At 58.7% G+C, this 21,628-nt stretch carries 18 protein-coding genes; 10 read left to right on the top strand and 8 right to left on the bottom strand.

The window, feature by feature from the left end; translation table 11 throughout:
• Positions 1-109 precede the first annotated feature (109 nt).
• A complete protein-coding gene (locus HUV30_RS01105) occupies positions 110-949 on the bottom strand; it encodes a 1,4-dihydroxy-6-naphtoate synthase (RefSeq protein WP_174403555.1) in 840 nt (279 codons plus the stop codon).
• Positions 950-1,097: 148 nt separating this feature from the next.
• On the opposite strand from HUV30_RS01105, the gene mqnE reads away from it, so the two are divergent.
• From mqnE to HUV30_RS01085, 4 genes are all read left to right on the top strand, one after another.
• Positions 1,098-2,252 carry an aminofutalosine synthase MqnE gene (mqnE, locus tag HUV30_RS01100; RefSeq protein WP_174403933.1) on the top strand — a complete coding sequence of 385 codons (1,155 nt, stop codon included), beginning with the start codon at positions 1,098-1,100 and terminating at the stop codon, positions 2,250-2,252.
• Positions 2,249-3,364 (top strand): cyclic dehypoxanthinyl futalosine synthase, encoded by a 1,116-nt coding sequence (gene mqnC / locus HUV30_RS01095; protein ID WP_174403554.1) that lies wholly within the window; start codon positions 2,249-2,251, stop codon positions 3,362-3,364. The genes mqnE and mqnC overlap by 4 nt, the downstream gene beginning before the upstream one ends.
• A 1-nt stretch (position 3,365) precedes the next feature.
• Positions 3,366-4,247 (top strand): menaquinone biosynthetic enzyme MqnA/MqnD family protein, encoded by an 882-nt coding sequence (locus HUV30_RS01090; RefSeq protein ID WP_174403553.1) that lies wholly within the window; start codon positions 3,366-3,368, stop codon positions 4,245-4,247.
• 186 nt (positions 4,248-4,433) lie between these two features.
• Complete coding sequence (locus HUV30_RS01085) at positions 4,434-5,402, top strand: DUF429 domain-containing protein (RefSeq protein WP_174403552.1); 969 nt, start codon at positions 4,434-4,436, stop codon at positions 5,400-5,402.
• A 277-nt stretch (positions 5,403-5,679) separates the two neighbouring features.
• Here HUV30_RS01085 and acs read toward each other — a convergent pair whose 3' ends face one another.
• Both acs and HUV30_RS01075 read right to left on the bottom strand, forming a co-directional pair.
• On the bottom strand, positions 5,680-7,623 hold the full coding sequence (gene acs, locus HUV30_RS01080) for an acetate--CoA ligase (RefSeq protein ID WP_174403932.1): 1,944 nt from the start codon (positions 7,621-7,623) through the stop codon (positions 5,680-5,682).
• 80 nt (positions 7,624-7,703) lie between these two features.
• Positions 7,704-8,600: a LytR/AlgR family response regulator transcription factor gene (locus tag HUV30_RS01075; RefSeq protein ID WP_174403551.1), complete on the bottom strand. Its 897-nt coding sequence runs from the start codon at positions 8,598-8,600 to the stop codon at positions 7,704-7,706.
• A 279-nt stretch (positions 8,601-8,879) separates the two neighbouring features.
• Between HUV30_RS01075 and HUV30_RS01070 the strand changes: the two genes are divergently transcribed.
• Entirely contained in the window at positions 8,880-9,308 is a 429-nt protein-coding gene (locus HUV30_RS01070) for an arsenate reductase ArsC (RefSeq protein WP_174403550.1), read from the top strand.
• Between the two features lie 277 nt (positions 9,309-9,585).
• Here HUV30_RS01070 and HUV30_RS01065 read toward each other — a convergent pair whose 3' ends face one another.
• The 5 genes from HUV30_RS01065 to HUV30_RS01045 form a co-directional block, all read right to left on the bottom strand.
• Positions 9,586-11,229: a glutamate synthase-related protein gene (locus HUV30_RS01065; RefSeq protein ID WP_174403549.1), complete on the bottom strand. Its 1,644-nt coding sequence runs from the start codon at positions 11,227-11,229 to the stop codon at positions 9,586-9,588.
• A gap of 528 nt (positions 11,230-11,757) precedes the next feature.
• On the bottom strand, positions 11,758-12,549 hold the full coding sequence (locus HUV30_RS01060) for a ComFC family protein (RefSeq protein WP_174403548.1): 792 nt from the start codon (positions 12,547-12,549) through the stop codon (positions 11,758-11,760).
• An 8-nt stretch (positions 12,550-12,557) separates the two neighbouring features.
• Entirely contained in the window at positions 12,558-13,214 is a 657-nt protein-coding gene (locus tag HUV30_RS01055) for a flavodoxin family protein (protein ID WP_174403547.1), read from the bottom strand.
• Between the two features lie 314 nt (positions 13,215-13,528).
• Positions 13,529-14,155, bottom strand: a complete 627-nt coding sequence (locus HUV30_RS01050; protein ID WP_174403546.1) for an MBL fold metallo-hydrolase — start codon at positions 14,153-14,155, stop codon at positions 13,529-13,531.
• Entirely contained in the window at positions 14,155-14,670 is a 516-nt protein-coding gene (locus HUV30_RS01045; RefSeq protein ID WP_174403545.1) for a nitroreductase family protein, read from the bottom strand. Before HUV30_RS01045 ends, HUV30_RS01050 begins: the two co-directional genes overlap by 1 nt.
• Before the next feature lie 180 nt (positions 14,671-14,850).
• On the opposite strand from HUV30_RS01045, the gene HUV30_RS01040 reads away from it, so the two are divergent.
• The 5 genes from HUV30_RS01040 to HUV30_RS01020 all read left to right on the top strand — a co-directional run bounded on the left by HUV30_RS01040 (position 14,851) and on the right by HUV30_RS01020 (position 21,558).
• Complete coding sequence (locus HUV30_RS01040) at positions 14,851-17,292, top strand: tetratricopeptide repeat-containing diguanylate cyclase (protein ID WP_243452028.1); 2,442 nt, start codon at positions 14,851-14,853, stop codon at positions 17,290-17,292.
• A gap of 45 nt (positions 17,293-17,337) precedes the next feature.
• Positions 17,338-18,303, top strand: a complete 966-nt coding sequence (locus HUV30_RS01035; RefSeq protein WP_174403544.1) for a DMT family transporter — start codon at positions 17,338-17,340, stop codon at positions 18,301-18,303.
• Between the two features lie 69 nt (positions 18,304-18,372).
• Entirely contained in the window at positions 18,373-19,509 is a 1,137-nt protein-coding gene (locus HUV30_RS01030; protein WP_174403543.1) for a cobalt-precorrin-5B (C(1))-methyltransferase, read from the top strand.
• Between the two features lie 58 nt (positions 19,510-19,567).
• A complete protein-coding gene (gene cbiE / locus HUV30_RS01025; protein ID WP_243452027.1) occupies positions 19,568-20,785 on the top strand; it encodes a precorrin-6y C5,15-methyltransferase (decarboxylating) subunit CbiE in 1,218 nt (405 codons plus the stop codon).
• Positions 20,785-21,558, top strand: a complete 774-nt coding sequence (locus HUV30_RS01020) for a substrate-binding periplasmic protein (protein WP_174403541.1) — start codon at positions 20,785-20,787, stop codon at positions 21,556-21,558. Before cbiE ends, HUV30_RS01020 begins: the two co-directional genes overlap by 1 nt.
• The last annotated feature ends 70 nt before the right edge of the window (positions 21,559-21,628 follow it).

Here is a 21,628-nt window from a genome sequence, read left to right as displayed (position 1 = left end):
TGCAGAGGCTGGCGGGCGCGGCAATACGCCTGCCCGTTCAGCCTCAGATTGCAATACTAGACCACATTTGTGGGTAAAGGCAATAGGCCCTTGTTTTGTAAGCTAATAATCAGGACTGATCCTGAACGAAAAGAGGCAGGTCTGGCATGGGGCGTCCTGCAATTTCGAATGCCTTTTCCAGCAGAATACGTATGGCGTCCTGACCGGCCTCGCCGAGTTCCATGCTGAAATTGTTGACGAAGGTTTCGATATGGCGGTCTATGACCGTGTCGTCCATTTCCTGCGCGTGCTGCTTGATCCATGCGCGTGCTTCTTCCGGATTGGCCTGCACAAAGGCAAGACTGCGGCGGATGGCGTCTTCGAGAGCCAGAGCCGTTTCCATGCCCAGATCGCGACGCACCGCAATGGCCCCGAGCGGAATGGGCAGGGTGGTTGCGTCTTCCCACCACTTGCCGAGGTCGAAGAGTTTTTCCAGTCCGTAACCGGCATAGGTGAAGCGGCCTTCGTGTATTACCACGCCTGCGGCAACATCGCCGCGCGCAACCGCGGGCATGACCTCATCAAACACCATTTCGACACGCTCCCCCTTGTGCACGCCATGCAGAGAGAGCAGCATGTTTGCCGTGGTCATACGGCCGGGAATGGCTATACGGGCATTGGCAAGGCTGGAAACGCAGGCATTTTCCTTTGCCACCATTATGGGGCCGCAGCCGTAGCCCAGCGCCCCGCCGGCCCGCAGCAGAATGTAGTTGTCCAGCGCGTCCACCATGGCGGCTACCGAGAGCTTGGTAACGGCTATGTCCGCCTTGCGGGCGCGTGCGTTGAGCTGCTCCACGTCCGCCATGAACAGGTCTACGGAAAAGGGCAGGTCTATGCGCCCGTTGGCAAGGGCGTAAAAAATGAAAGTGTCGTTGGGGCAGGGGGAAATGCCGAGTTCAAAACGTTGCATGGTTGCTACCTGAAGGCCGTCAAATGGCCGGTTTGCTGTGCTTAAGGTTGACATGGCGGGGGTCTGAGCAGATACTCACGACCCGGCGTAGCGCATCCCTCCGCTTGCGGAAAAGGGGATGCAACGTCGCCAAACAGCGGAGGAATTCATGCTCACTGCCGACCATTTTGCCCGCCTGGGGCTGGCACGCATTCATGATGCGGTTCTCGCGGGCGAGCGCCTGAGCGTCGAAGACGGCGCGCGGCTCTTTGCCTGTAACGATATGAACGCCGTTGGTGCTCTTGCGCATCATGCGCGCACCCGTCTGAACGGGGACAAAGCCTATTACGTTCTGAACAGACACGTCAATTACACAAACATTTGCGTGAACGGGTGCCTGTTCTGCGCCTTCCAGAAAGAGAAGGCGGAACAGCCCGGTGCGTACCGCCTTTCGGTGGACGACATCGTCGGCAAGATTTCCGACCACGACGGCATGCCCTTCAACGAAATCCATATCGTGGGCGGTTGTCACCCCACCTTGCCCCTTTCCTTTTTCGAAGAATCCATACGCAAGGTGAAGGCTGCTTTCCCCTCCATTGTGGTGAAGGCGTTCACGGCTGTGGAAATTGCCCACTTTGCCCACCTTGAAGGCATTACCACCCTTGAAGTGCTTACCCGCCTGAAGGCGGCAGGGCTTGAAATGATGCCCGGCGGCGGTGCCGAGATATTCGCGCCTGCCGTGCGTGAGCAGATATGCCCGCGCAAGTCCACGGCGGATGAATGGCTGCGCGTGCACGGCGAAGCGCATTCCCTTGGCATTTCCACAAACTGTTCCATTCTTTTCGGTCATATAGAGTCCATTGAAGACAGGCTGGACCATCTGGACAGACTGCGTCGCCAGCAGGATATTTCCGGCGGGTTCACCTGCTGCATTCCCCTGCCGTTCCTCACGGAAAACAGCCTGCTCAAGCTCCCTGCGGAACGCTACGGCGAGCACAACGGTCTGGACAAGCTCAAGACCATCGCCCTGTGCCGCCTCATGCTGGACAATATTCCGCACATCAAGTCCTACTGGGTGATGCTGGGCGTGAAAACGGCGCAGACCGCCCTGTACTTTGGGGCCGACGATCTGGACGGCACCATCGTGGAAGAAAAGATCGGTCACGATGCCGGTGCCCAGTCCGATCAGGCCATGACCACGGTGCAGCTTGATGAGATGATCCGCCGTTCCGGTTTCACCCCGGTGCGCCGCGATGCTTTCTACAACCCCGTGCAGTCAGGTGCTTCTGCCTGCGGCTGCGCAGGCAAAGGAGGTGCCGCATGATGTCCGGCAGCGCGTTCAACGAGAATCCGGCCGTCATTGCCGTGGCAGAAAAAGTGCTGCGGGGCGGGCGCATAGATTTTGCCGAGGCACGGGTGCTGTATGAGCAGGCAAGCCTGTTTACCCTCGGCTCCCTTGCCCATGCCGTGCGCCTGCGCAAGCACCCTGACACCATCGTCACCTATGTGGCTGACCGCAATATCAATTATTCCAACATATGTGTTTGCGCCTGCCGGTTCTGTGCCTTCTTCTGCCCCCCTGAAAAGGCGGAGGAGCAGGGCGGCTATGTGATCACCCGCGAGGAGCTTGGCCGCAAGATAGAGGAAACCATTGCTCTCGGCGGCACGCAGATTCTCATGCAGGGCGGGCATCATCCCGATCTGCGTCTGGAATGGTATGAGGACATGATTCGCTGGATAAAGGAGACCTATCCTTCCATCCACGTGCATGCCTTCTCGCCGCCGGAAATCGTTTTCTTTGCGGAGCTGGAAGGGCTGATGGTGAAAGAAGTCATCGCCCGTCTGCGCGCGGCCGGTCTGGATTCCATTCCCGGTGGCGGTGCAGAGATTCTGGTGGACGAAGTGCGCAGCAAGGTTTCTCCCAACAAGTGCAGCGCCTCACGCTGGCTGGCAGTGATGGAAGAGGCCCATTATCAGGACCTGCGCACTACGGCGACCATGATGTTCGGGCATGAGGAAACGCACCTGCACCGCATTGAACATCTTTTTGCCGTGCGTGAAGTGCAGGACCGCACGGGCGGGTTTACCGCCTTCATTCCGTGGACCTTCCAGCCCGGAAACACCAATATCAAGGTAACGCCCGAACCGGCTCCCGGGTATCTGCGCGTGCTTGCGCTGTCGCGCATCGTGCTGGACAACGTGGATAACATTCAGGCTTCGTGGGTGACCATGGGACCGGAAATTGCCCAGCTGGCCCTGTATTACGGTGCCAACGACTTCGGCTCTCTGATGATCGAAGAGAACGTGGTGGCCGCCGCCGGAGTTTCCTTCCGCCTTTCCCGCGCAGATATCCACAAGATAGTCCGCGCAGCAGGCTTTGAACCCCGCCAGCGCAACATGACCTACGAATTCATCGATCCCCAGCCAGAGGTGTAGCTTGACTGAAAAGGAACTACGCATAGGGCGCATCAGATATCTGAACGTGCTGCCCATCTACTACCCCATGGAAAGCGGTGTCATGGGACGTGACTTCAAGCTCGTGTATGGCGCACCCGCTGAATTGAATGACATGATGGCGCGGGGCGAACTGCATGTGGCCTCTGCATCATCCGTTGAATATGCCCGCCATGCCGACCAGTATTATCTGGTGCCGGACATCGCCATAGGCAGCTGCGGCCCTGTGATGAGCGTGTTGCTCATAAGCCGCAAGCCCATATGGGAGCTTGAGGGCGAAACCGTGCTCACTACGGCGCAGTCACACACCTCGGCATGCCTGCTACGCATGCTGTTCCGCGATTATCTCAAGATCAACGTGCAGTATGAAACCGGCTCGGTGATGGAGAGCATTGAATCGGGCGATCTGCCCACGGCAGCCCTGTGCATCGGCGACGATGCCCTGCGGCTGCGTTCCGACGACCGCTATCCCTATCGCATGGACCTTGGCGAGGCGTGGCGCGAATGGACCGGCCTGCCCTTCATTTTTGGTGTGTGGGTCATCTCCCGCAAGGCCGTGGAAGATGGCTGCTTCAACCGCGATCCCGCAACGCTGTTCATCCGCGCCAAGGATTGGGGCGTGGCCAATATGGAGCAGATGGTTTCCATGGCTGCGGACACGGGCTACCTGTCCAAGGAAGACATGCGCACCTACTTCACCAAGGGGCTTGTCTACAACCTGCGGACAAAGGAGCAGGAGGGGCTGCGCCTCTTCTACCGGCGTCTTGCCGAAGCCGGTGAGATTCCTGCTGTGCCCGAGCTGGTGTTCTATGACCATGGCACCATGACGCCGCCCGAATGCAGGCAGGAGCCTGAAGACGATTAGGCACAATGCCTGTTCAGCCTTTCAGCCTGTTCAGCCTGTTTAGCTTGTTCAGGCTGATCAACCAGACCAAGGCGATCGGACAGTACAGCTTTCCGCAGCAGTCCGCAGGGATTTGCGCGGGACAGGATTGCAGGATATTGAAAGCGGCGTGACCATCACGCCGCTTTTTTATTGAACGGAGGTTCCATGCCCGCTGCGCGCACCATATGCGGTTTTGACATGACATCCGCCCCGTCGCGGCAAAAGCCCATTACCTGCGCCATCTGCACGTTGGAGGGGAACAGGCTGACCCTGCTTTCCCTGCGGGGGCTGGAATCGGTTGTCGATTTCCGGCACGCTCTTGCTGACGCGCAATACCAGCTTGATGTGCAACGTCGGTTCATTGTGCAATGCAGTGCTGTTGGGCAATGCGCTGACGCTGCAGACCCGTCCGACGGCGGGTACAGCTGGATTGCTGGGTTGGACTTTCCCTTCGGTCAGGCTGCGGAATTTCTGGCAGAAGCGGGCTGGCCTGCAGAATGGGAAGTCTATGTGCGTCATGCGGGCAGCCTGTCGAGGGAAGAGTATGCAGAGGCAATTTATGCGGTCATGGCCAAGCGCCCCAAGGGACGCAAGCTCATCCGCAGGCTGACGGACGTGGCCGCCAATGCCATAAGCCCCATGAGCCTTGCCTATGTGCCGGTGGGGCGCATGTTTCATGCGCTTGCCCCCATTGTTCTGGAAAGCGGGGCCGATGTGTTTCCGCTGCGCATGAGAGGTGATTCCCGCCTGTTGCTGGAAGCCTATCCCGCTCTTGTGGCGCGGGCCGTGATCGGTTCCGATTCCTACAAGGAAGGCCCAGCGGCACAGAGGGAGCAGAGGGCGCAGAACAGGGGGCGACTGGTGCAGGGGCTTGCCGTGTATGCAGAACAGAACGGCGGACTTGTCTTGGATGTGCCTTACGTCTTTGCCGAAACCATGCTGCATGACTGGCGCGGCGATTATCTGGATGCCTTTCTCTGTGCGGTGCAGGTCGCCTGTGCAAGTCATCTGGGGGATTGGGGCATGCCATCGGAGCATGCCGATGCGGTGGATGGCAGTGCCGAAGTCCGCAACAAGGCTCTGGAATGCATGCGGCGGACGGAAGGCTGGATTCTGGGAACTGATTTGCCTTGAAAGACAAGTGAAGGATGCGTTGCGGGTGAGTGCAGAGTGAATATCAAGTAAGGTTGGTCTTGTTTGTAACTCCAGCTATTCTTTGAGACAAACCCTGCATGAATGAAAACACAGACTGCATTAAGACGTATATGTGGCCAGGCCAATGAGTTCTGTCGCTCGCATGGGTGCAGGGGGATTATCCCCCTGCCCGTCGGAGACATAAAAATACCAACCATTTTAAAAGCCCCGCATGATGCATGCGGGGCTTTTTGTCTTTTCTGTAGTCTGGCCTTGGTCAGCGCAGGCAGAAGGGGCCTTCTTCCAGCGTGCTGGTATCACCCACATCCTCGCCGAACTCTTCGGCACGCAGAATGCGGCGCATGATCTTGCCGCTTCGGTTCTTGGGCAGCTCCTTGCGGAACTCCACCGCCTTCAGCACGGCCACGGGGCCGAGTTCCCGTCGTACATGCTCCATGAGTTCGGTTTCCATGTCGTCCGCCTGCACATAGCCGCCAAACGGGGGCAGATCGTCGTGCAGCATCACGAAGGCTTTGGCAACCTCGCCGCGAATTTCGTCAGGCACGCCGATAACGCCGCATTCTGCAACAGCGGGGTGCGAGGAAAGCGCAGCCTCAAGTTCCGCCGTACCCACGCGATGCCCCGCTATCATGATAACGTCGTCGGCCCGTCCCTGAATCCAGATGTAGCCGTCGTCGTCCTTGCGGGCCACGTCGCCGGGGAAATACCAGCCCGGGAACTGGGACCAGTACATATCCACATAGGCTGCGTGATCATTGAATACCGTGCTCATCATGGCGGGCCACGGGCGTTTTATGACCAGATATCCGCCGGTGCGCGGCGGCAGCGAATTGCCCTGTTCGTCCACCACATCCACATCTATGCCCGGCATGGGCTTGGTCACGGACCCCGGTTTGAGCAGGGAGACGGGCAGCGGCGAGATCATGATCATGCCGGTTTCTGTCTGCCACCATGTGTCGAGCAGCGGGCATTGGCCGCGGCCGATATTCTTGTAGAACCAGACCCACGCTTCGGGCGAAATAGGTTCGCCCACGGTACCCAGCAGGCGCAGCGTGGTGAGGTCGTGTCCGGCGGGATACTGCGTGCCGAAACGCATGAGCATGCGGATGAGCGTGGGTACGGTATAGAGAATGGTCACGCCCCAGCGCTCCACCATGGACCACAGGCGCCCCGCTTCCGGATAAAGCGGATGCCCTTCGTAGAGCAGGGTGGTGGTACCCGCCATGAGCGGGCCGTAAATGACGTAGGAGTGGCCCGTGATCCAGCCGGGATCGGCGGTGCACCAGAAAATGTCTGTGGGCTTCAGGTCGAATACCCAGTTCAGGGTGCGGTGCACGCCCACCATGTAGCCGCCGTGCGAGTGGACTATGCCCTTGGGCTTGCCCGTGGTGCCGGAGGTATACAGCATGAAGAGAGGATCATTGGCCTCAACAACCTCGGTAAGGGCCTCGGTGGGCTGATGCAGCATGACATCATGCCACCAGCGGTCGCGGTCGTCGTGCATGGCCACATCAAGGTGGGCGCGGTGCACAACTACAACGGCCTCAACGAGCGAGTGGCAATGCTGCAGCGCCTCGTCTACCAGAGGTTTGAGGGGTATTACACGACCGTTGCGGTAAAAGCCGTCCACGGTCACGATGGCGCGGGGCTGGGCGTCCTCAATGCGGTCGGCAAGCGCACCGGATGAGAACCCTGCAAACACCACGCTGTGCACGGCACCAATCTTGGCCGTAGCGAGCATTGCAATCACGGTTTCCGGCAGCGAGGGCATGTAGATGAGTACGCGTTCGCCCTTCTTCACACCGAGGCCGCGCAGAACGTTGGCGAAGCGGTTCACCTCGCGGTAGAGCTCGAAATAGGTAAGCTTGCGGGTGTCGCCGGGTTCACCTTCCCATATGAGGGCGAGCCGGTTCTTGTTCACCGTTTCTATGTGGCGGTCCAGCGCGTTGTGCACGATGTTGCAGCGCGCACCGGAGAACCAGCGGTAGAACGGGGCGTTTGTCTCGTCCACCACGGTTTCCCATTTGCGGAACCACTGCAGTTCATCCGCTGCCTCTTCCCAGAATCCCTTCCAGTCGGCATCCGCATGTTTGCGCGCGGCAAGAATATCCTGCGGGTTGACGGTGGCTTCTGCGGCAATGCGTGGCAGGGGGCGGAAAACACGTTCTTCCACCAGCAGGTTGTCTATGGTGCCCCGCATGGTCGCTCGGGTTTCCGGTGCGTTGCAGCTTGCCGGAACGGTAGGGGCGGGGGCGTCTGTTTTTTTCTGTCTGGTCATGATTATAGCCCCAGTACCTGTTTGAGTTCGGCGAGTCTGCGACGGCTGATGGGCAGTTCGATACGCGTTCTGCCTGCCGAGCGGAGCATGAAGTTGGAACCGGGAAGCGAGGCGATTTCCGTCACCATGTCGAGGTTAACGAGATATTTGCGGTGCACGCGGAAGAAGCGGTGCGAACGCAGCCTGCTTTCAAGCACCTTCAGCCGGTACGAGGTCAGGTATTTCTGTGTGGCGGTGTGGACATAGGAATAGTCCTCATACGCCTCCACAAAAATGATCTCGTTGTAGGGCAGGAGCATGGTCTTGCCTTCCAGCGTGATGGCAAGTCGTTCTATTTCCACGGGGCGGAACTTGCTGCTGTACTCCCATGCCTGTTTGAGCGCAGAGAGAAAGCTCTCCTGCTCATCGTCCGCAAGGGGCAGCTGCACGGTTTCTTCCAGCGCGTCATAGTCGCCTTCGTGGTCCACCGCAACGGGCGCATGCGGTTCCTTCCAGCGTGAAGAAGGTTCCGGCGCAAGGTTGTAGTGGGTCTTGAACTGCCGCAGCCGGTCTATGGTGCGGGCAAAGCGGCTTTCCTGACAGGGGAAAATTATGTAGTCCGTGGCTTCCAGCTCAAAAGCGGCAAAGGCGTGCTGCTCATCTTCTGCCAGAAACACAAGGGCAGGGCGCTGTTTGCGGCCCATGAGCATGCGTGCAAGCTCAAGGCCGTCCATGGGGCCGTCCAGTCCTATTCCCAGAAAAAATATGGCGTACGGTATGGCCTCCAGCAGTTGGAGAGCCTCTTGTGCGGATGTGGCCTCACCGAGCACCCGCACAAACGGCACCGGTTCCAGCAGCGCGCGGAGCTTTGCGCGCGTTGCGGCATCCGGATGAACAAGCAGCGTGGTAAGGTGAGCCATGTAACCCTTCTTTTACGATCGTACAGTGGATTCATGCCACTCTACAACGATACGTGAATCATGAAAAGAGGTTAGCGGGTTTTGCTGTTGTTTGTGCGTGCAATCGGCATAGAGAGCGGTCAGCTGCTGCTTCTGTCACCGTGTTGTCACCAAATCAATATATTGAATGTTACCCGCATGGGCCATTATGATGTGCCATGCCATGACCGAAATGTCCTTGCAACGAGAGGGCGAAACCAGAATGGCGCGGGGCAGATGCACCGGAAGCCGGGAGGAAGAATGACACGCAGGAAGATGCTTATACTGTGCACGGGCAATTCGTGCCGCAGCCAGATGGCCGAAGGATGGGTGAGGGCGCTCAAGGGAGACCTGTTTGACGTGTGGTCGGCAGGAATAGAGAAGCACGGCATGAACCCCTTTGCCATACAGGTGATGGCGGAGGCGGGCGTGGATATCTCTGCACACTGGTCAAAGCTTGCGGCAGAACTGCCGGAGCAGGAATATGACTACATTGTGACCGTGTGCGGCCATGCCAGCGAGAATTGCCCCTACTTCCCCGGCAGCGCCCGGCGGGTGCATGCAGGATTTGATGATCCGCCCCGTCTGGCAAAGGATGCGAAGACGGAAGAGGAAGCCCTTGGCCATTACCGCCGTGTGCGGGACGAAATCCGTCGCTGGGCCGAAGGGCTGCCGGATACTCTGGGATAGGCGCAGAGTACGCGTAAAATGAAAAAAGGGTAGGAGTGCGAATTCCAGCCCTTTGCAGGTTAATGACGAACCTTTGTTTTCAGTAAATCATATTCTCGCTAAGCCGGAACCGAGGTTCAAAAACGGATTTTCATCGCGTATACGAGGTGCAGGAACGTTAGGTTCCTGCCCGGCGGAGCCCAAAATACCAGAAATGATTTTGTCAGCAGTCTAAAAAAGGGCCGGAGTTCACACTCCGGCCCTTTGTCGTATCTGTCTGGTGAAGGTAGGCTGAAGCCTAGCGCATGGTCAGAATGCGGCGGGCGCTTTCGTCCATGACGTCGGTGATGAAGGGAACACCGGTTTCAGCGGCGGTTTCGCGGTTGCCGGAGGCGATGTCGTCGCGGGAGATCTCGTTGAGGGAGAACTTGCGTACACCGGCAAGCAGCTGCTGCAGAGCGCAGGAGAGCTTGTCCACCATGCACCACATGGCCACTGCGCCGAGGGGCAGGTTTTCCATTTCCTTGGCACCCACGATCTTCTTCACGTCCTGGTAGCCCACGAAGATTTCTTCTGCGGTGGAGCCGAACTTGGAAACGGCTGCAGGCAGGCTGTCCCAGTTGCCGTTCACCTTGGCGCGGCGCTCGGGGAAGAGCACGCCTTCGATGTTGGAACCGAGGAAGCCGGGAATCATCATTGCGCGGCCCATGCAGATGAGCTTGGTGTAGGGAGCGCCCATGGACAGAGCCTTGAAGATGTCCGGACCCTTGGCGAAACCGCCCGCAAAGGAGAGGTCCACAACCTTCTTGCCCTGTGCGGCCAGCATGCTGGCGTATTCGTATGCCTTGGCGTGCAGCAGGATGGAAGGCACGCCCCAGGATTCCATCATGTTCCAGGGGCTCATGCCGGTGCCGCCGCCGGAACCGTCGATGGTGAGCAGGTCGAGTTCGGCGTCGGTGGCAAAGCGCAGGGCCATGGCCAGTGCTTCCATGCCGTAAGAGCCGGTCTTCAGGGAAATGCGCTTGAAGCCGAGGGAACGCAGGTAGGCGACGGAGTTCATGAACTCGGCGCGGACCTTCTCCACGGAATCAAGGTTGGTGTAGCCGAGGCGGCTGTGACGGGCAAAGCTCTTGATGGCGCCCTTGTTGAAGCCTTCCTGCACTTCGGCCAGTTCGGGATCGGGGTCCACAAGGTAGCCGCGCTTCTTGAGGAACAGAGCGTAATCAAGGCTGGTTACTTCGATTTCGCCGCCGATGTTCTTTGCGCCCTGGCCCCACTTCAGCTCGATGATGACCTTGTCGCCGTACTTCTCGGCGACGTATTCGGCCACGCCGTTGCGGGTGTCTTCCACGTTCAGCTGCACGATGATGGCACCGTAGCCGTCGTAGTAGCGCAGGTAGGTGTCAATGCGGCGTTCCAGTTCGGGCGCTTTGGTGATGCGGCCGCTCTGCAGTTCTGCCTGACGGTCAACACCCACCACGTTTTCACCGATGACGATGGGAGCGCCAACCAGTGCGCAACCGGCGGCAAAGGAATCCCAGTACTTGGCAGCGATGAAGGTGGAACCGAGAGCGCCGGTCATGAAGGGAACCTTGACCTTGGTCTTTTCCTTCGCGCCGAAGCTGGTTTCAAGGGAAACGTCGGTGAAGAGTACGTCGCCGCTCTGTGCCTTGCCGTTGTCGCTCATGCCTTGAGCGCCGAAGCTGTTGCCCTGAATACGCAGGGAGTTGTAGCTCACGCCCACGTGGGTGGTGTTGCCGCTGCCTGCGGTTACGGTGCCGAAGTCGCGGGGATACAGGATCTCGCGACCGCGCATGGCGCTGAGCCAGGTTTCACACTTGCCCTGACAGTCGGCGCGGCACAGAGTGCACAGGCCGGATTCAATGGCGTTGCCGCGGTTCACAGTGCCAAGAACATCATTCGATTTGGACCATTGAAACATTATCTTCTCCGACAATTTTGAAATATTTTATGTGGGACGCGCTAAAATCATGACAATTGACATGTTTGTCAACTACAATTTTGTCGTTTTTGACCTATGTTTAGGTGTTTATGCGCTCAAATTATTGTATTGTTGATTAGTTTAAATGTTGCTGGAATGTAGTACGGCGAACATAACAATGGCAGATGGTGTGGTGTTGTTTCACAGAGCGTTTCAATATGTTGCAGCATGTTGTTGTGAGCCTGTGCGACGCTACTGCAATAGTGTGGCGTTGTTGTGTTTCGGTGTGCTGCTGCAGTCTGGTGCTGTGCTGTTTTGCCTGCCAAAGAAATGCTGCGGACCGGACGCAATCTGCCTATGTGGCATGGAGAAGGGAGGTGCCTCGTGCAGGTGTGACGAAAGTGGGAAAAGGCGAGAAGCGGAGCAGCGAGACGGGAATCAGGCGGTGCGTAAATGGTCCGGATGGTATGGTGGATGGTGCGGACGGGCCAGGCAGGCAACGAGTCCGGTATTCATGGGCAGGTGAGGTTAGCGGGCAATCATGTCCGGTGTGCGGCCGACCACGGCCACGTGCACCGCATCGGCACCGCCGGTACGCAGGCACTGTACTGCAGCCTGAATGGTTGCGCCGGTAGTCATGATGTCGTCCACCAGCAGAACTGATTTGCCTCTGGCGGCGGCATCAGCGGCAAAGGCCCCTTGCAGGTTGCGGTTACGCTGTTCCTTGCTCAGGCCTATCTGGTGGGGCGTGGCAGCTGTGCGGCGCAGCAGGTGCTGCATGAGCGGTACGCCAAGGGCTGCGGCAACGGGGCGGGCCAGTTCAAGCGTCTGGTTATAGCCGCGTTCATGCAGGCGGCCACGGTGCAGGGGGACGGGAACTACTGCATCGGGGGTGCCTATGGCCTTTCTGTTCTCAAGGCAGCGCTCGGCCAGCAGTTCACCGAGCACGGCTCCCTGCTCCAGTGCACCGTGGAACTTGAAACGGAGCATACCGTGGCGCAGGTCGTTCTGATACACGGTGACAAAGGTCAGGGAATCCCACACAGGCGGGTTCTTCAGGCAGTCCGCGCATGGGGCGGGCGGAAGGGATTCGTCGGCGAATATCAGCCCGCAGCGGGTGCAGTAGCCGCCTTTTCGCGGTCGCATGGAGTCCGCACATGCTTCGCAGAGCGGGCTGTTGTCCTCTCGGGCCATCAACGGTGCGGATTTTTCCGGTGTGCAGGGGGCTCCGCATGCCGTGCAGCGGCGTACATCAAACCCTGCAGCATGGCTGAACGTGTGCAGTGCGTGCGTAATGCGGGTGAGCAGAGGCGATGGCATCAGGGGTATCAGCCTTTATGTTGCTCCAGAAATTCTTCTACGGCTTTCTGGGCGTCCATGCCCATGCGGCGCAGGCTTTCGCAGTCTTCCTCGTTGTTGGCAAGGTCCTTGGGGCCATCCAGTCCGTACATGAGCAGCGGCTGTTGCAGCGTGAAATTGAACGGCTGCAGGAAGCACTTCATGGTCAGCACGCTCCCTTCAAACAGCTTTTCACCTTTCTGCCGCGCGCCCATCATGGCGAGGAAGGCTTTTCTGGGAGGCAGGCCGGTCATGCTCGTTTCACCGGCATGGTAGCGCATCCAGAAACACTGACAGCGGTCGATGAAGGCCTTGAAGTGCGATGGCACGTGATAGAAGTATACGGGTGAGGCGAAGAACACCACCGGAGCAGTCAGCATGAAGCTGAAAAGCTCGTTGCTCTGGTCCTTTTCGGTGAGATAGCAGGCCTTTGCCGGGTCGTGCTCGCAGCGCTGACAGGATACGCAGTGGTGCACGTCGTAATGGCGCAGCAGTACCAGTTTGGATGTACCGCCTGCCGCAGAGACCCCTTCCATGAACAGCCTGCACGCCTGATCGCTGTTTCCACCGGCGCGGGGACTGCATGATATGGCAACGATGGGAAAGCCATCGGTCTGCGTTGCGGATAGGGAAACACTGTTCGTCATGATGTTGCCTTGGTTGTTACAGCCGCTGCATGCTGCGCGGTGCGGCTAGCCCCGGGCATTTTTGCGGGTCATCACAACGCGCAGGCCGCCCGATTCTTCCGCCGCGGGGCTGGCGGAAAACTTCCAGCCGGTTTCTATGTACAGGGCGTGTTCTACCTGCCCCATCGCATTGTCGCCGACGAGAAAGGTGATTGTATCGCCCCTGTGAAATCGGAGATACCAACTTATCTCCAGGCTCACGCCTCAGCACTTGTTTCGCAGGTCGATCGGTCCGCCGTTTCCGGCGGGTGTGTGCGGAATCTCCTGCATGGTGTCTACCTGACGAATTCCGTTAAATAGGGGTTGTTCAGTTTTTCATCCTGTACGGAAGTCACGGGCCCGTGTCCGGAATAGACCACCGTTTCGCCGGGGAGCGGGAAAATCTTGCGTATGACCGAATCCTTCAGGTCGTCCATGCTGCCGCCGGGGAAATCAGTGCGGCCGATGGAGCGATAGAAGAGCAGGTCGCCCACGAATACGGCGCCTGCGTCCGGGAAATGGAAGGAGAGGCTGCCCGGTGTGTGGCCGGGGGTGTGCAGCACTGTGCAGGGCAGACCCATGAAGCTGCTTGCACCTTCTTCGATGGATTCGAAGGCAAAGGGCGTTACCTTGGGAAAGCCCCACATGCCGCCGCTGCCAAGCTCGGAATCGAGCATGTAGGCATCCTTGCTGCAGGCGAGAATGGGCGCGCCCGTGGCCTCGTGCAGTGCCTGATTGCCGTATATGTGGTCAAAATGCAGGTGCGTGTTCAGAATATGGGTGAGCTTGAGGTTATTCTGCTGCAAAAAGGTAATGACGCGGGCAGGGTCTCCGCCGGGGTCAACGGCCACGGCAAGTCCGTTATGCCATGCAAGGTGGCAGTTGGTTTCCAGCGGGCCGAGGGGAAAGGTCTTTATCTGCATCAAAATTTCTCCAGCATGTAATGATCGAGGGGGTGTCGGTTGGCCTTGCCCGGTTCAGCGGGGTGCCCCACGGTGATGACGGTGATGAATTCGTACTCGTCGGGCGAAAGCTGCAGCGCCTCAAGAACCTGCGGGGCATTGTTCATCATCTGGCCGAGCCAGACGGTGCCGAGCCCCTGCGCGTGTGCTGCCAGCATCATGTTCTGTATGCAGGCACCGGCGGACTGGTGGTCCTTGTGCTCGTGATAGGTTGCCTTTTTGTCGAGAAACAGGGCAATCATCACGGGGCAGCTTTTCACGATGTGCGTGTATTTGGTGAGGCCGGAAAGCGTTTCGAAGCGCGGGTCTTCCCTGCGCAGCACGAGAAAGCGGAACGGCTGGTTGTTCATGCCGCTGGGGGCCCAGCGTCCGGCTTCGAGAATGGCGCGCACTGCCTCGTCCGCAACCGGTTCATCGGTATATTTGCGTATGCTGCGTCGCTCTTGTATGGCGGCAAGTATGGCTTCTGCGCTCATGTCAGCTCCTTGGTCGCAATTTTGTGCGGCCCCGGGTTTTTTGGGAAAAATATTTTGTAAGGTGCAACAGGGCTAGAAAGTAGCTACCTCATCGTCGCAGGTGTTGCAAGGTTTGGGGGAGAACGGGGCAAAGCCTGCCCCTGCAGGACAAGGCAGGTACTTCCCAATTTCGGCCTGTGTATGTATACCTCCAGCATGAAGGCGCAACAGGACATTTTCACCGGCACGCGGACCACTCTGACACGGCACGACCTCATTACTTACGACCATCTGCTTGCGGAGGCCGTCAGCCGTTTTCTTCCTTTCAAATCATACAGTCTCTATTTTCCCAAGGGCAAGCAGCCTGCCGAGGCCGTATGGGACCCCAGCGACCGCAAGCTGCTGCTGCCTCTGCAGTTGCAGGGCAGAATGCTCGGCGTATTCGTGGCCCGCGGGATAAGTCTGCGCGGGCGTCGGGGCATGCTGCCTCTGCTGCCCGGGCTTGCGGAACAGGCACTGGAAAAGCTCTATCTGTACAAGATGAGCATTACGGACCCCGCAACGGGCCTTTTCTCCAGACAGTACCTGAAGCAGGCCATCTGCCGCGAGGTGGAACTCATCCGTGAATGCTTCCGCCCTGCGGGCGACGGCTGCTGCGATATCAACGCCTCTGCGGTGCAGGGCGGCTATCACGCCTGCATGGGCGTGGTGACCTTTGCCTTCGATTCCATGAAGCATGTCATCCGCGATTACGGTTTCATCTTTGCCGATGATCTGACCGTCATGCTGGCAGATACCCTTGTGGCCTGTGCGCCTGAATCCGCCTTTGTTTCCCGCACCGGCGACTACGAATTTACCGTTTTCATTCCCGGCGGCACGGTCACGGCCTGCCGCAAGCTGGCCAAACAGGCTGTGCGCGAACTGCGTGCCGTGCGCCTTGTGCACGAACTCACTGAAGACAAGGTGGGTGTGAACGCCTGTGCGGGCTATGCTGCCTATCCGCAGGATTTCGAGGGCTATCTCTTCGAGCGTGAGATAAGCGAACAGGCGCGTCTGCTGCTCAGAAAGGCCCGCATCGCCTCAGGCATAGCAGGCGAAAAGAGCGTGGGCGAAGCCCTTGAATATGTCATGGGCTACAACCGCATTCTGGTGGAAGGGGGCAAGGTGCTGGAAACCATGCCCATGAGCAGGGTGATGGTCAGCCTTGGCCGTTCCATGGGAGCCCGCGAAGGCGGCCGGTATTCCGTGTGGTCCACGGAGTATGACTCCCGGAAGATTTCCGTTCCCGAGAACGGGGGCAACGGGCAGAACGGCGGCAAGGCCCCCATGTACAAGGGGGAGATCGTGCTCATGGAGATTCGTGAAACGCAGTCTTTGGCCGAGGTCATGCACCTTGGCGATCCCACATGGGCAATCGAGCCGGGCGACAGAATTACGCTTATGCCGGAAGAAAAGGGCATTGCCGCGCCGTCTGATTCGGAAGAGGCGCATCTTGACCCGATTACCGGGCTGTTCCGCCACAGGGATTTTCTGGCACGCTTCAGCCGCGAGCGGGAGAAGTGCGATACCTTTGCCGTGGCCCTGCTGCGCCTCACCGGTGCGGACAGGTCGTTCGGCAACCGCGCCTCGCATGCCGAGCAGCTCATTGCCGAATCCGCCGAGGTGTGCCGCAGCATCCTGGGGCCGGATGTGCTGGGCGGGCGCTATGGTCTCAATTCCCTTGTCTACTTCCATGCAAACGTGACACCGGCGCAGATGCTGGAACTCTACACCACCCTGTGCGGAACGCTGGATACCAAGCTGCATATAGAATCCGCCGCCGGTGTGGCCTGTCATCCCTTTCTCAGCTACCGCAAGGCCGACAGCCTTGAGAATTGCCTGAAGGCGCTGGAATATGCCATGCTGTGCGCCAAGCCCAAGGTGGGCCTCATGGATTCCGTGGCGCTGAACATCAGCGCGGACAAGCTGTTCTCGAAGGGGGACACCTTCGAGGCCATTGAGGAGTACAAGCGTGCGCTGCTGGCAGACGACGGCAACACCATGGCGTGGAATTCTCTCGGCGTGTGTTATGCCGGTCTCGGCAGGCCGCAGGATGCCCGCAAGCAGTTTGAAGAGGCGCTCAAGCGCAACCGTAAGGATGTGATGGCGCTCTATAACCTTGGCAACGTTTGTCACACCATGGGAGAAGTGAAAGAGGCCCGTGAATTTTACCGCAAGTGCCTCAAACAGAATCCTTCGCACTTCTTTGCGCTGATCAGGCTGGGACAGCTCTCCGAGGGCGAGAAAAAATACAGTATTGCCCGCCAGTATTACAACAAGGCCGCCAAGCTGGGAGAAAATCAGGCACTGGTGCAGCGTCACCTTGCCCGCCTGTGCATGCGGCAGGGGCGGCTTGACGAGGCTCGCGAATGCCTGCATCAGGCGCTCATCCACAATCCGCAGGATGCACTTGCCCTGCAGCTCATGGCCAAGCTGTATCTGGATGGCGGTGAAGATCCGGAAATCGCCGAGGTGCTTGCCCGGCAGGCAGCGGCGCTGCGACCGGACCTCAAGTCGGCGTGGCTTGAGCTGGCAAGGGCCTTTGAGGTGCGCGGCAAGCATCAGGATGCCCGCGATGCGTTGCTCAAGGCAGGCGCTCTCTAATCTTTTCAGTTGTCAGCGCCGTACAGGGCGCACTATATCTATTCAATGAAAAAAACTTCATCCAGAGCCGGTTCCGGCTCCGTACCCTATGCTGCTGTGCAGAGCACAACGGACAGGCTGCCGCTCGGCCCTCTGCTGAGAGTGCTTGCGGGCGGTACCATGATCAGCTTTGCGGCAGTGTTCGTTAAGCTGGTCAATGTCGGCCCCAGCACCTCGGTTTTCTACCGCGTTTTTTTCGGCGGCGTGGCCCTGTTGATTTTGGCCCTTGCAAGGGGCGAACGCCTGCGTGTGGGACGGGGCATCTGGGGCATAGTGCTTGCCGCGGCCTTTTTCTTCACGCTCGATCTTGAAGCGTGGCATCGCTCCATCCTCTATGTGGGGCCGGGGCTGGCGACCATTCTCGGCAATTTTCAGGTCTTCATTCTCGCCTTTATCGGCGCGGTGGTGTTCAAGGAACGGATATCGCTCCGCCTCATCATGGCACTGCCGCTGGCCATAGGCGGACTGTGGCTGCTGCTTGGTGTGGATGTGGGCGGCCTGCCCGAAGGCACCATTCCCGGTGTGATATTCGGTCTGCTCACTGCCGTGTTCTATGCCTGCTACATTCTCACTCTTCGCCGTTCGCAGGGTGTGGCCGGGCGGTTGCCGCTCATCATGAACATGGCAGTGGTTTCCCTGGGCACGGCTCTTTTCAGCGGTATTTCCAGCCAGTTCCACGATGTTTCGTTTGCCATTCCCACATTGCAGGATGGCGGCTATCTTATCGCCTACGGCCTGCTGTGTCAGGGCGTGGGCTGGGTGCTCCTTTCTTCAGCCCTGCCCAAGCTGCCAGCGGCCGTGGCGGGACTGCTCATGCTCATTCAGCCGACACTCTCCTTCATATGGGACATTCTGCTGTTCGACCGTCCCACGGGGCCGCTCGGTGTGCTCGGTGCCTGCATGGCCATTTTCGCCATATGGGTGGGCATATCCGGGCAGCAGTCCGCGCAGCGGCGCACTATCAACAAGTAATCATGAGGGATGGTTCCGGCAGTTGCCGGGGCATTCTTTGAATCTCTTTGCCAAGGTTTCGGCACGATCATGGATATCAGAGAAAACGATGCTGCCCGTGCGGACGGATTGCGCGAAGGCTTTACCACGGGTACCGCTGCAACTGCTGCGGCGGTGGCTGCATTGCATCTGCTGCTGGGCGGCAGCCCGCCGGAAACCGTGAACGTTCCCCTGCCGCCTTTTCCGCCTGAGCAGGGCGGGGAACAGGCGCGTCTGGATATACAGATTGCCGGCAGCATTCTGAACAAGGATGAGAAGCACTGTGCCACTGCCGAAGTAGTGAAAGATGGTGGTGACGACCCCGACGCCACACATGGGGCCGTCATTCAGGCCCGAGTGCGCCTTGCCGGTGCTGAAGGCATGGTAACGCTGGAAGGCGGAAAGGGCGTGGGAAGGGTGACCTTGCCCGGTCTGCCCGTAGCTGTGGGCGAGGCCGCCATCAACCCCGAACCCCGCAAGCAGATTGCAGCGGGTGTGCGCGAGGTGTGCGCCCTGTATGGCTACACGGGCGGTGTGGACGTGCTGATATCGGTGCCGGACGGTGAAGAACGGGCAAAAAATACCATGAATGCTCGACTCGGCATTATGGGCGGCATTTCCATTCTCGGCACACGGGGTACGGTGCGGCCTTTCAGCCACAGCGCGTGGATGGCAACCATAGCGCAGGGGCTGGATGTGGCCCGCGCGGCGGGCTGCACAGGCATAGGTCTTTCCACCGGCAGGCGCAGCGAACGCCTGCTCATGGCGCAGTATCCGGACTGGCCGGAGCGTGCCTTTGTGCAGGCGGCGGATTTTGCGGCATTCTCACTTGAGCAGGCCGTGGGGAAGGGATTTGAGCGTATTGCGTGGGGATGCTTCTTCGGCAAGCTGGTCAAACTGGCGCAGGGACATGCCTATACGCATGCCCGCACCGAGTCGCTGGATTTTGCCCTGCTTGCCGGCTGGTGCCGTGAAGGGGGCGCCTCCGAAGAGCTTGCGCGTGAGGTGCAGCAGGCCAATACCGCGCGGCAGGCATTGCAAATAATTGAAAACGGCCGTGTCATGGAGCATATTGTAAAGGCTGTTGCGCAGCGCGCAAAGATATGCGCCCTGCACTGGACCGGAAACAAGGCCCATGTAACAGTGCACGTGTTTGATTTTGACGGCAGGCAGCTTGCCGTAGTGTAGGCGGAGAGCGGCCGCTTTTTTAGCCGGCGAGTTCCTTCGCCAAAAGGGGAAAGTGCATATGCCGATTCAGGTTGTCGGTCTGGGAGTGGATTCGGAAGCTCTGCCCGACCTGCACTCGGGGGTCATAGACGGTGCCGAGGTACTTGTGGGTGGCAAGCGTCAGCTGGTCATGTTTGAAGATCATCCCGCTGTCAAGATTGCCATAACCGCACCGCTTGAATCCGTATTTGCCGACATTGCCGCCCACGACGGAGCCGGAAGGGATATCGTTGTGCTGGCAGATGGCGACCCTCTCTTCTTCGGCATTGGTACCCGTCTTGTGGATGAATTCGGTCCCGACGGAGTGCATTTCTATCCCAATATCACGTCCCTGCAAGCCGCAGCCGCACGGGCCAAGGTGCCGTGGCATGAGGTGGTTTGCGTCTCTTTGCACGGCCGTGACGACTATGTTCCGCTCTATAATGCGCTTCGCATGCGTAACTGGGTTGCGATTCTGACCGACGACCGGAATATACCCGCCGCCATTGCGCAGCGCCTGCTTGATAAGGGCGCGGAATGGTTCTCCATGTGGGTGTTCGAGAACCTCGGTTCGGAAGATGAGCATTTTGACCGTTATCCGCTTGCCAAGGCGGCAACAAAGAGTTTTTCCCGCCTCAACCTTGTACTGCTGGAAAGAAAAGGCAACCCGGAACACCCCCTTGCTCTGGGTACCATGGACGATGCCTATATTTCAGACAAAGGGCTCATCACCAAATGGCCGGTGCGTGCCGCCGGACTTGCAGCCCTTCGCCTTGCTCCGGACAACGTGTTGTGGGACCTTGGTGCCGGTAGCGGTTCACTGGGCATAGAAGCCTGTGCCCTGCTGCAGGCGGGAGAGGTGTACGCCGTGGAACGCAACGGCAACCGCGTGGGAATGATTCGTGAAAACCGCAAGCGGTTCGGGGCGTTGGCGCTGGAGGTGGTGCATGGCACCTTGCCTGCCTGCCTCAAGGAACTGCCCGATCCGCACCGCATTTTTATCGGCGGCGGACTCGGCAAGGACGGCGCGCTGCTTGATGTCGTCTGCCCCCGTCTTCGACCGGGAGGACGGCTTGTCGTCCATTGTGTTCTGCTGGGAACCCTCGAACGCTGCCGCCGGTATCTGGCCGAACAGGGCTGGGCGGTGGATATAACCATGATCCAGTCTTCCGTGTCTGTTCCTCTTGCGGGCGACCTCCGCATGGAAGGGCAGAATCCCGTATACATCATCGCTGCGGAGAAGCCCGGAGGTGCGTAATGCGTGTCTTCCCGATACTTCTGATTGTCATGCTGTTTGTTGCGGGAACCGCTGAAGCTGCGGAACCGCTTTCCTTTGTTGTTCCGGAATACCCGCCCCATTCCTTTGCAGATTCATCGAGCCCGCATGGGGCTTCCGGCCTGTCGGTGGATATCGTTTCCGCTGCGCTGGACAAGATGGGCGTATCCTACACGCTTAAGGTCTACCCGTGGGCGAGGAGTCTGTATCTTGTCGAGCAGGGAGTTGTGGACGGAGTCATCAATCTGTATATGACGCCGGAACGACAACAGGTGCTGGATTATTGTTCCGAGCCGCTTTTCTTCGAGAGGGTGTATCTCTTTGCCCGCGCCGGAACAACGATAGGATGGAATGGCGACTTCAGGAGCATAGCAGGCAAACGTCTTGGTGTGGCTCTGGGGTTCAGCCACGGAGCCAGGGCGGATGCTGCCAAAGTTTCCGGAGAAATTAACATCATAGAATTCTATAGCATGCAGGAAAACATCAATGCTCTAATGGACGGGAATGTTGATGTTGTTCTAAGTGACAGCGATGTTGCCCGCTATCTGGCCAAATCCGTCGGAAAAGAAGGTATGCTTGTTGCGCTGAACCCCATTGTGGAAAGCGTGCCTTCCTATGTGGCTTTTTCAAAAAAGCGCAACCTGCAGCAGCTGCGGGACAGGCTTGATGAGGTTCTTCGGGCCATGCGGGAGAATGGAGACATTGCGTTGTGGGAACGGAAATATTACGGGCATCAGGACAAATCAGATAAATAAGGCTCTGCGTTTAAAGCCTTTATGCCCGTCTCCGGACGGGCATAAAGGCTTTGAGCGGGCGGCTGAAATT

It is taken from the genome of Desulfovibrio subterraneus (assembly GCF_013340285.1).
Classification (GTDB): domain Bacteria; phylum Desulfobacterota; class Desulfovibrionia; order Desulfovibrionales; family Desulfovibrionaceae; genus Halodesulfovibrio; species Halodesulfovibrio subterraneus.
This window is presented reverse-complemented; position numbering and strand designations above follow the sequence as displayed.

Bases quoted from the DNA above. Each gene is read 5' to 3' on its own strand.
- HUV30_RS01065 (WP_174403549.1), bottom strand. From the start codon at position 11,229: ATGTTTCAATGGTCCAAATCGAATGATGTTCTTGGCACTGTGAACCGC.
- HUV30_RS01035 (WP_174403544.1), top strand. From the start codon at position 17,338: ATGAAAAAAACTTCATCCAGAGCCGGTTCCGGCTCCGTACCCTATGCT.
- HUV30_RS01075 (WP_174403551.1), bottom strand. From the start codon at position 8,600: ATGGCTCACCTTACCACGCTGCTTGTTCATCCGGATGCCGCAACGCGC.
- mqnC (WP_174403554.1), top strand. From the start codon at position 2,249: ATGATGTCCGGCAGCGCGTTCAACGAGAATCCGGCCGTCATTGCCGTG.
- mqnE (WP_174403933.1), top strand. From the start codon at position 1,098: ATGCTCACTGCCGACCATTTTGCCCGCCTGGGGCTGGCACGCATTCAT.
- HUV30_RS01105 (WP_174403555.1), bottom strand. From the start codon at position 949: ATGCAACGTTTTGAACTCGGCATTTCCCCCTGCCCCAACGACACTTTC.
- HUV30_RS01050 (WP_174403546.1), bottom strand. From the start codon at position 14,155: ATGCAGATAAAGACCTTTCCCCTCGGCCCGCTGGAAACCAACTGCCAC.
- HUV30_RS01020 (WP_174403541.1), top strand. From the start codon at position 20,785: ATGCGTGTCTTCCCGATACTTCTGATTGTCATGCTGTTTGTTGCGGGA.
- HUV30_RS01055 (WP_174403547.1), bottom strand. From the start codon at position 13,214: ATGACGAACAGTGTTTCCCTATCCGCAACGCAGACCGATGGCTTTCCC.
- HUV30_RS01040 (WP_243452028.1), top strand. From the start codon at position 14,851: ATGTATACCTCCAGCATGAAGGCGCAACAGGACATTTTCACCGGCACG.
- HUV30_RS01030 (WP_174403543.1), top strand. From the start codon at position 18,373: ATGGATATCAGAGAAAACGATGCTGCCCGTGCGGACGGATTGCGCGAA.
- cbiE (WP_243452027.1), top strand. From the start codon at position 19,568: ATGCCGATTCAGGTTGTCGGTCTGGGAGTGGATTCGGAAGCTCTGCCC.
- acs (WP_174403932.1), bottom strand. From the start codon at position 7,623: ATGCGGGGCACCATAGACAACCTGCTGGTGGAAGAACGTGTTTTCCGC.
- HUV30_RS01070 (WP_174403550.1), top strand. From the start codon at position 8,880: ATGACACGCAGGAAGATGCTTATACTGTGCACGGGCAATTCGTGCCGC.
- HUV30_RS01045 (WP_174403545.1), bottom strand. From the start codon at position 14,670: ATGAGCGCAGAAGCCATACTTGCCGCCATACAAGAGCGACGCAGCATA.
- HUV30_RS01060 (WP_174403548.1), bottom strand. From the start codon at position 12,549: ATGCCATCGCCTCTGCTCACCCGCATTACGCACGCACTGCACACGTTC.
- HUV30_RS01085 (WP_174403552.1), top strand. From the start codon at position 4,434: ATGCCCGCTGCGCGCACCATATGCGGTTTTGACATGACATCCGCCCCG.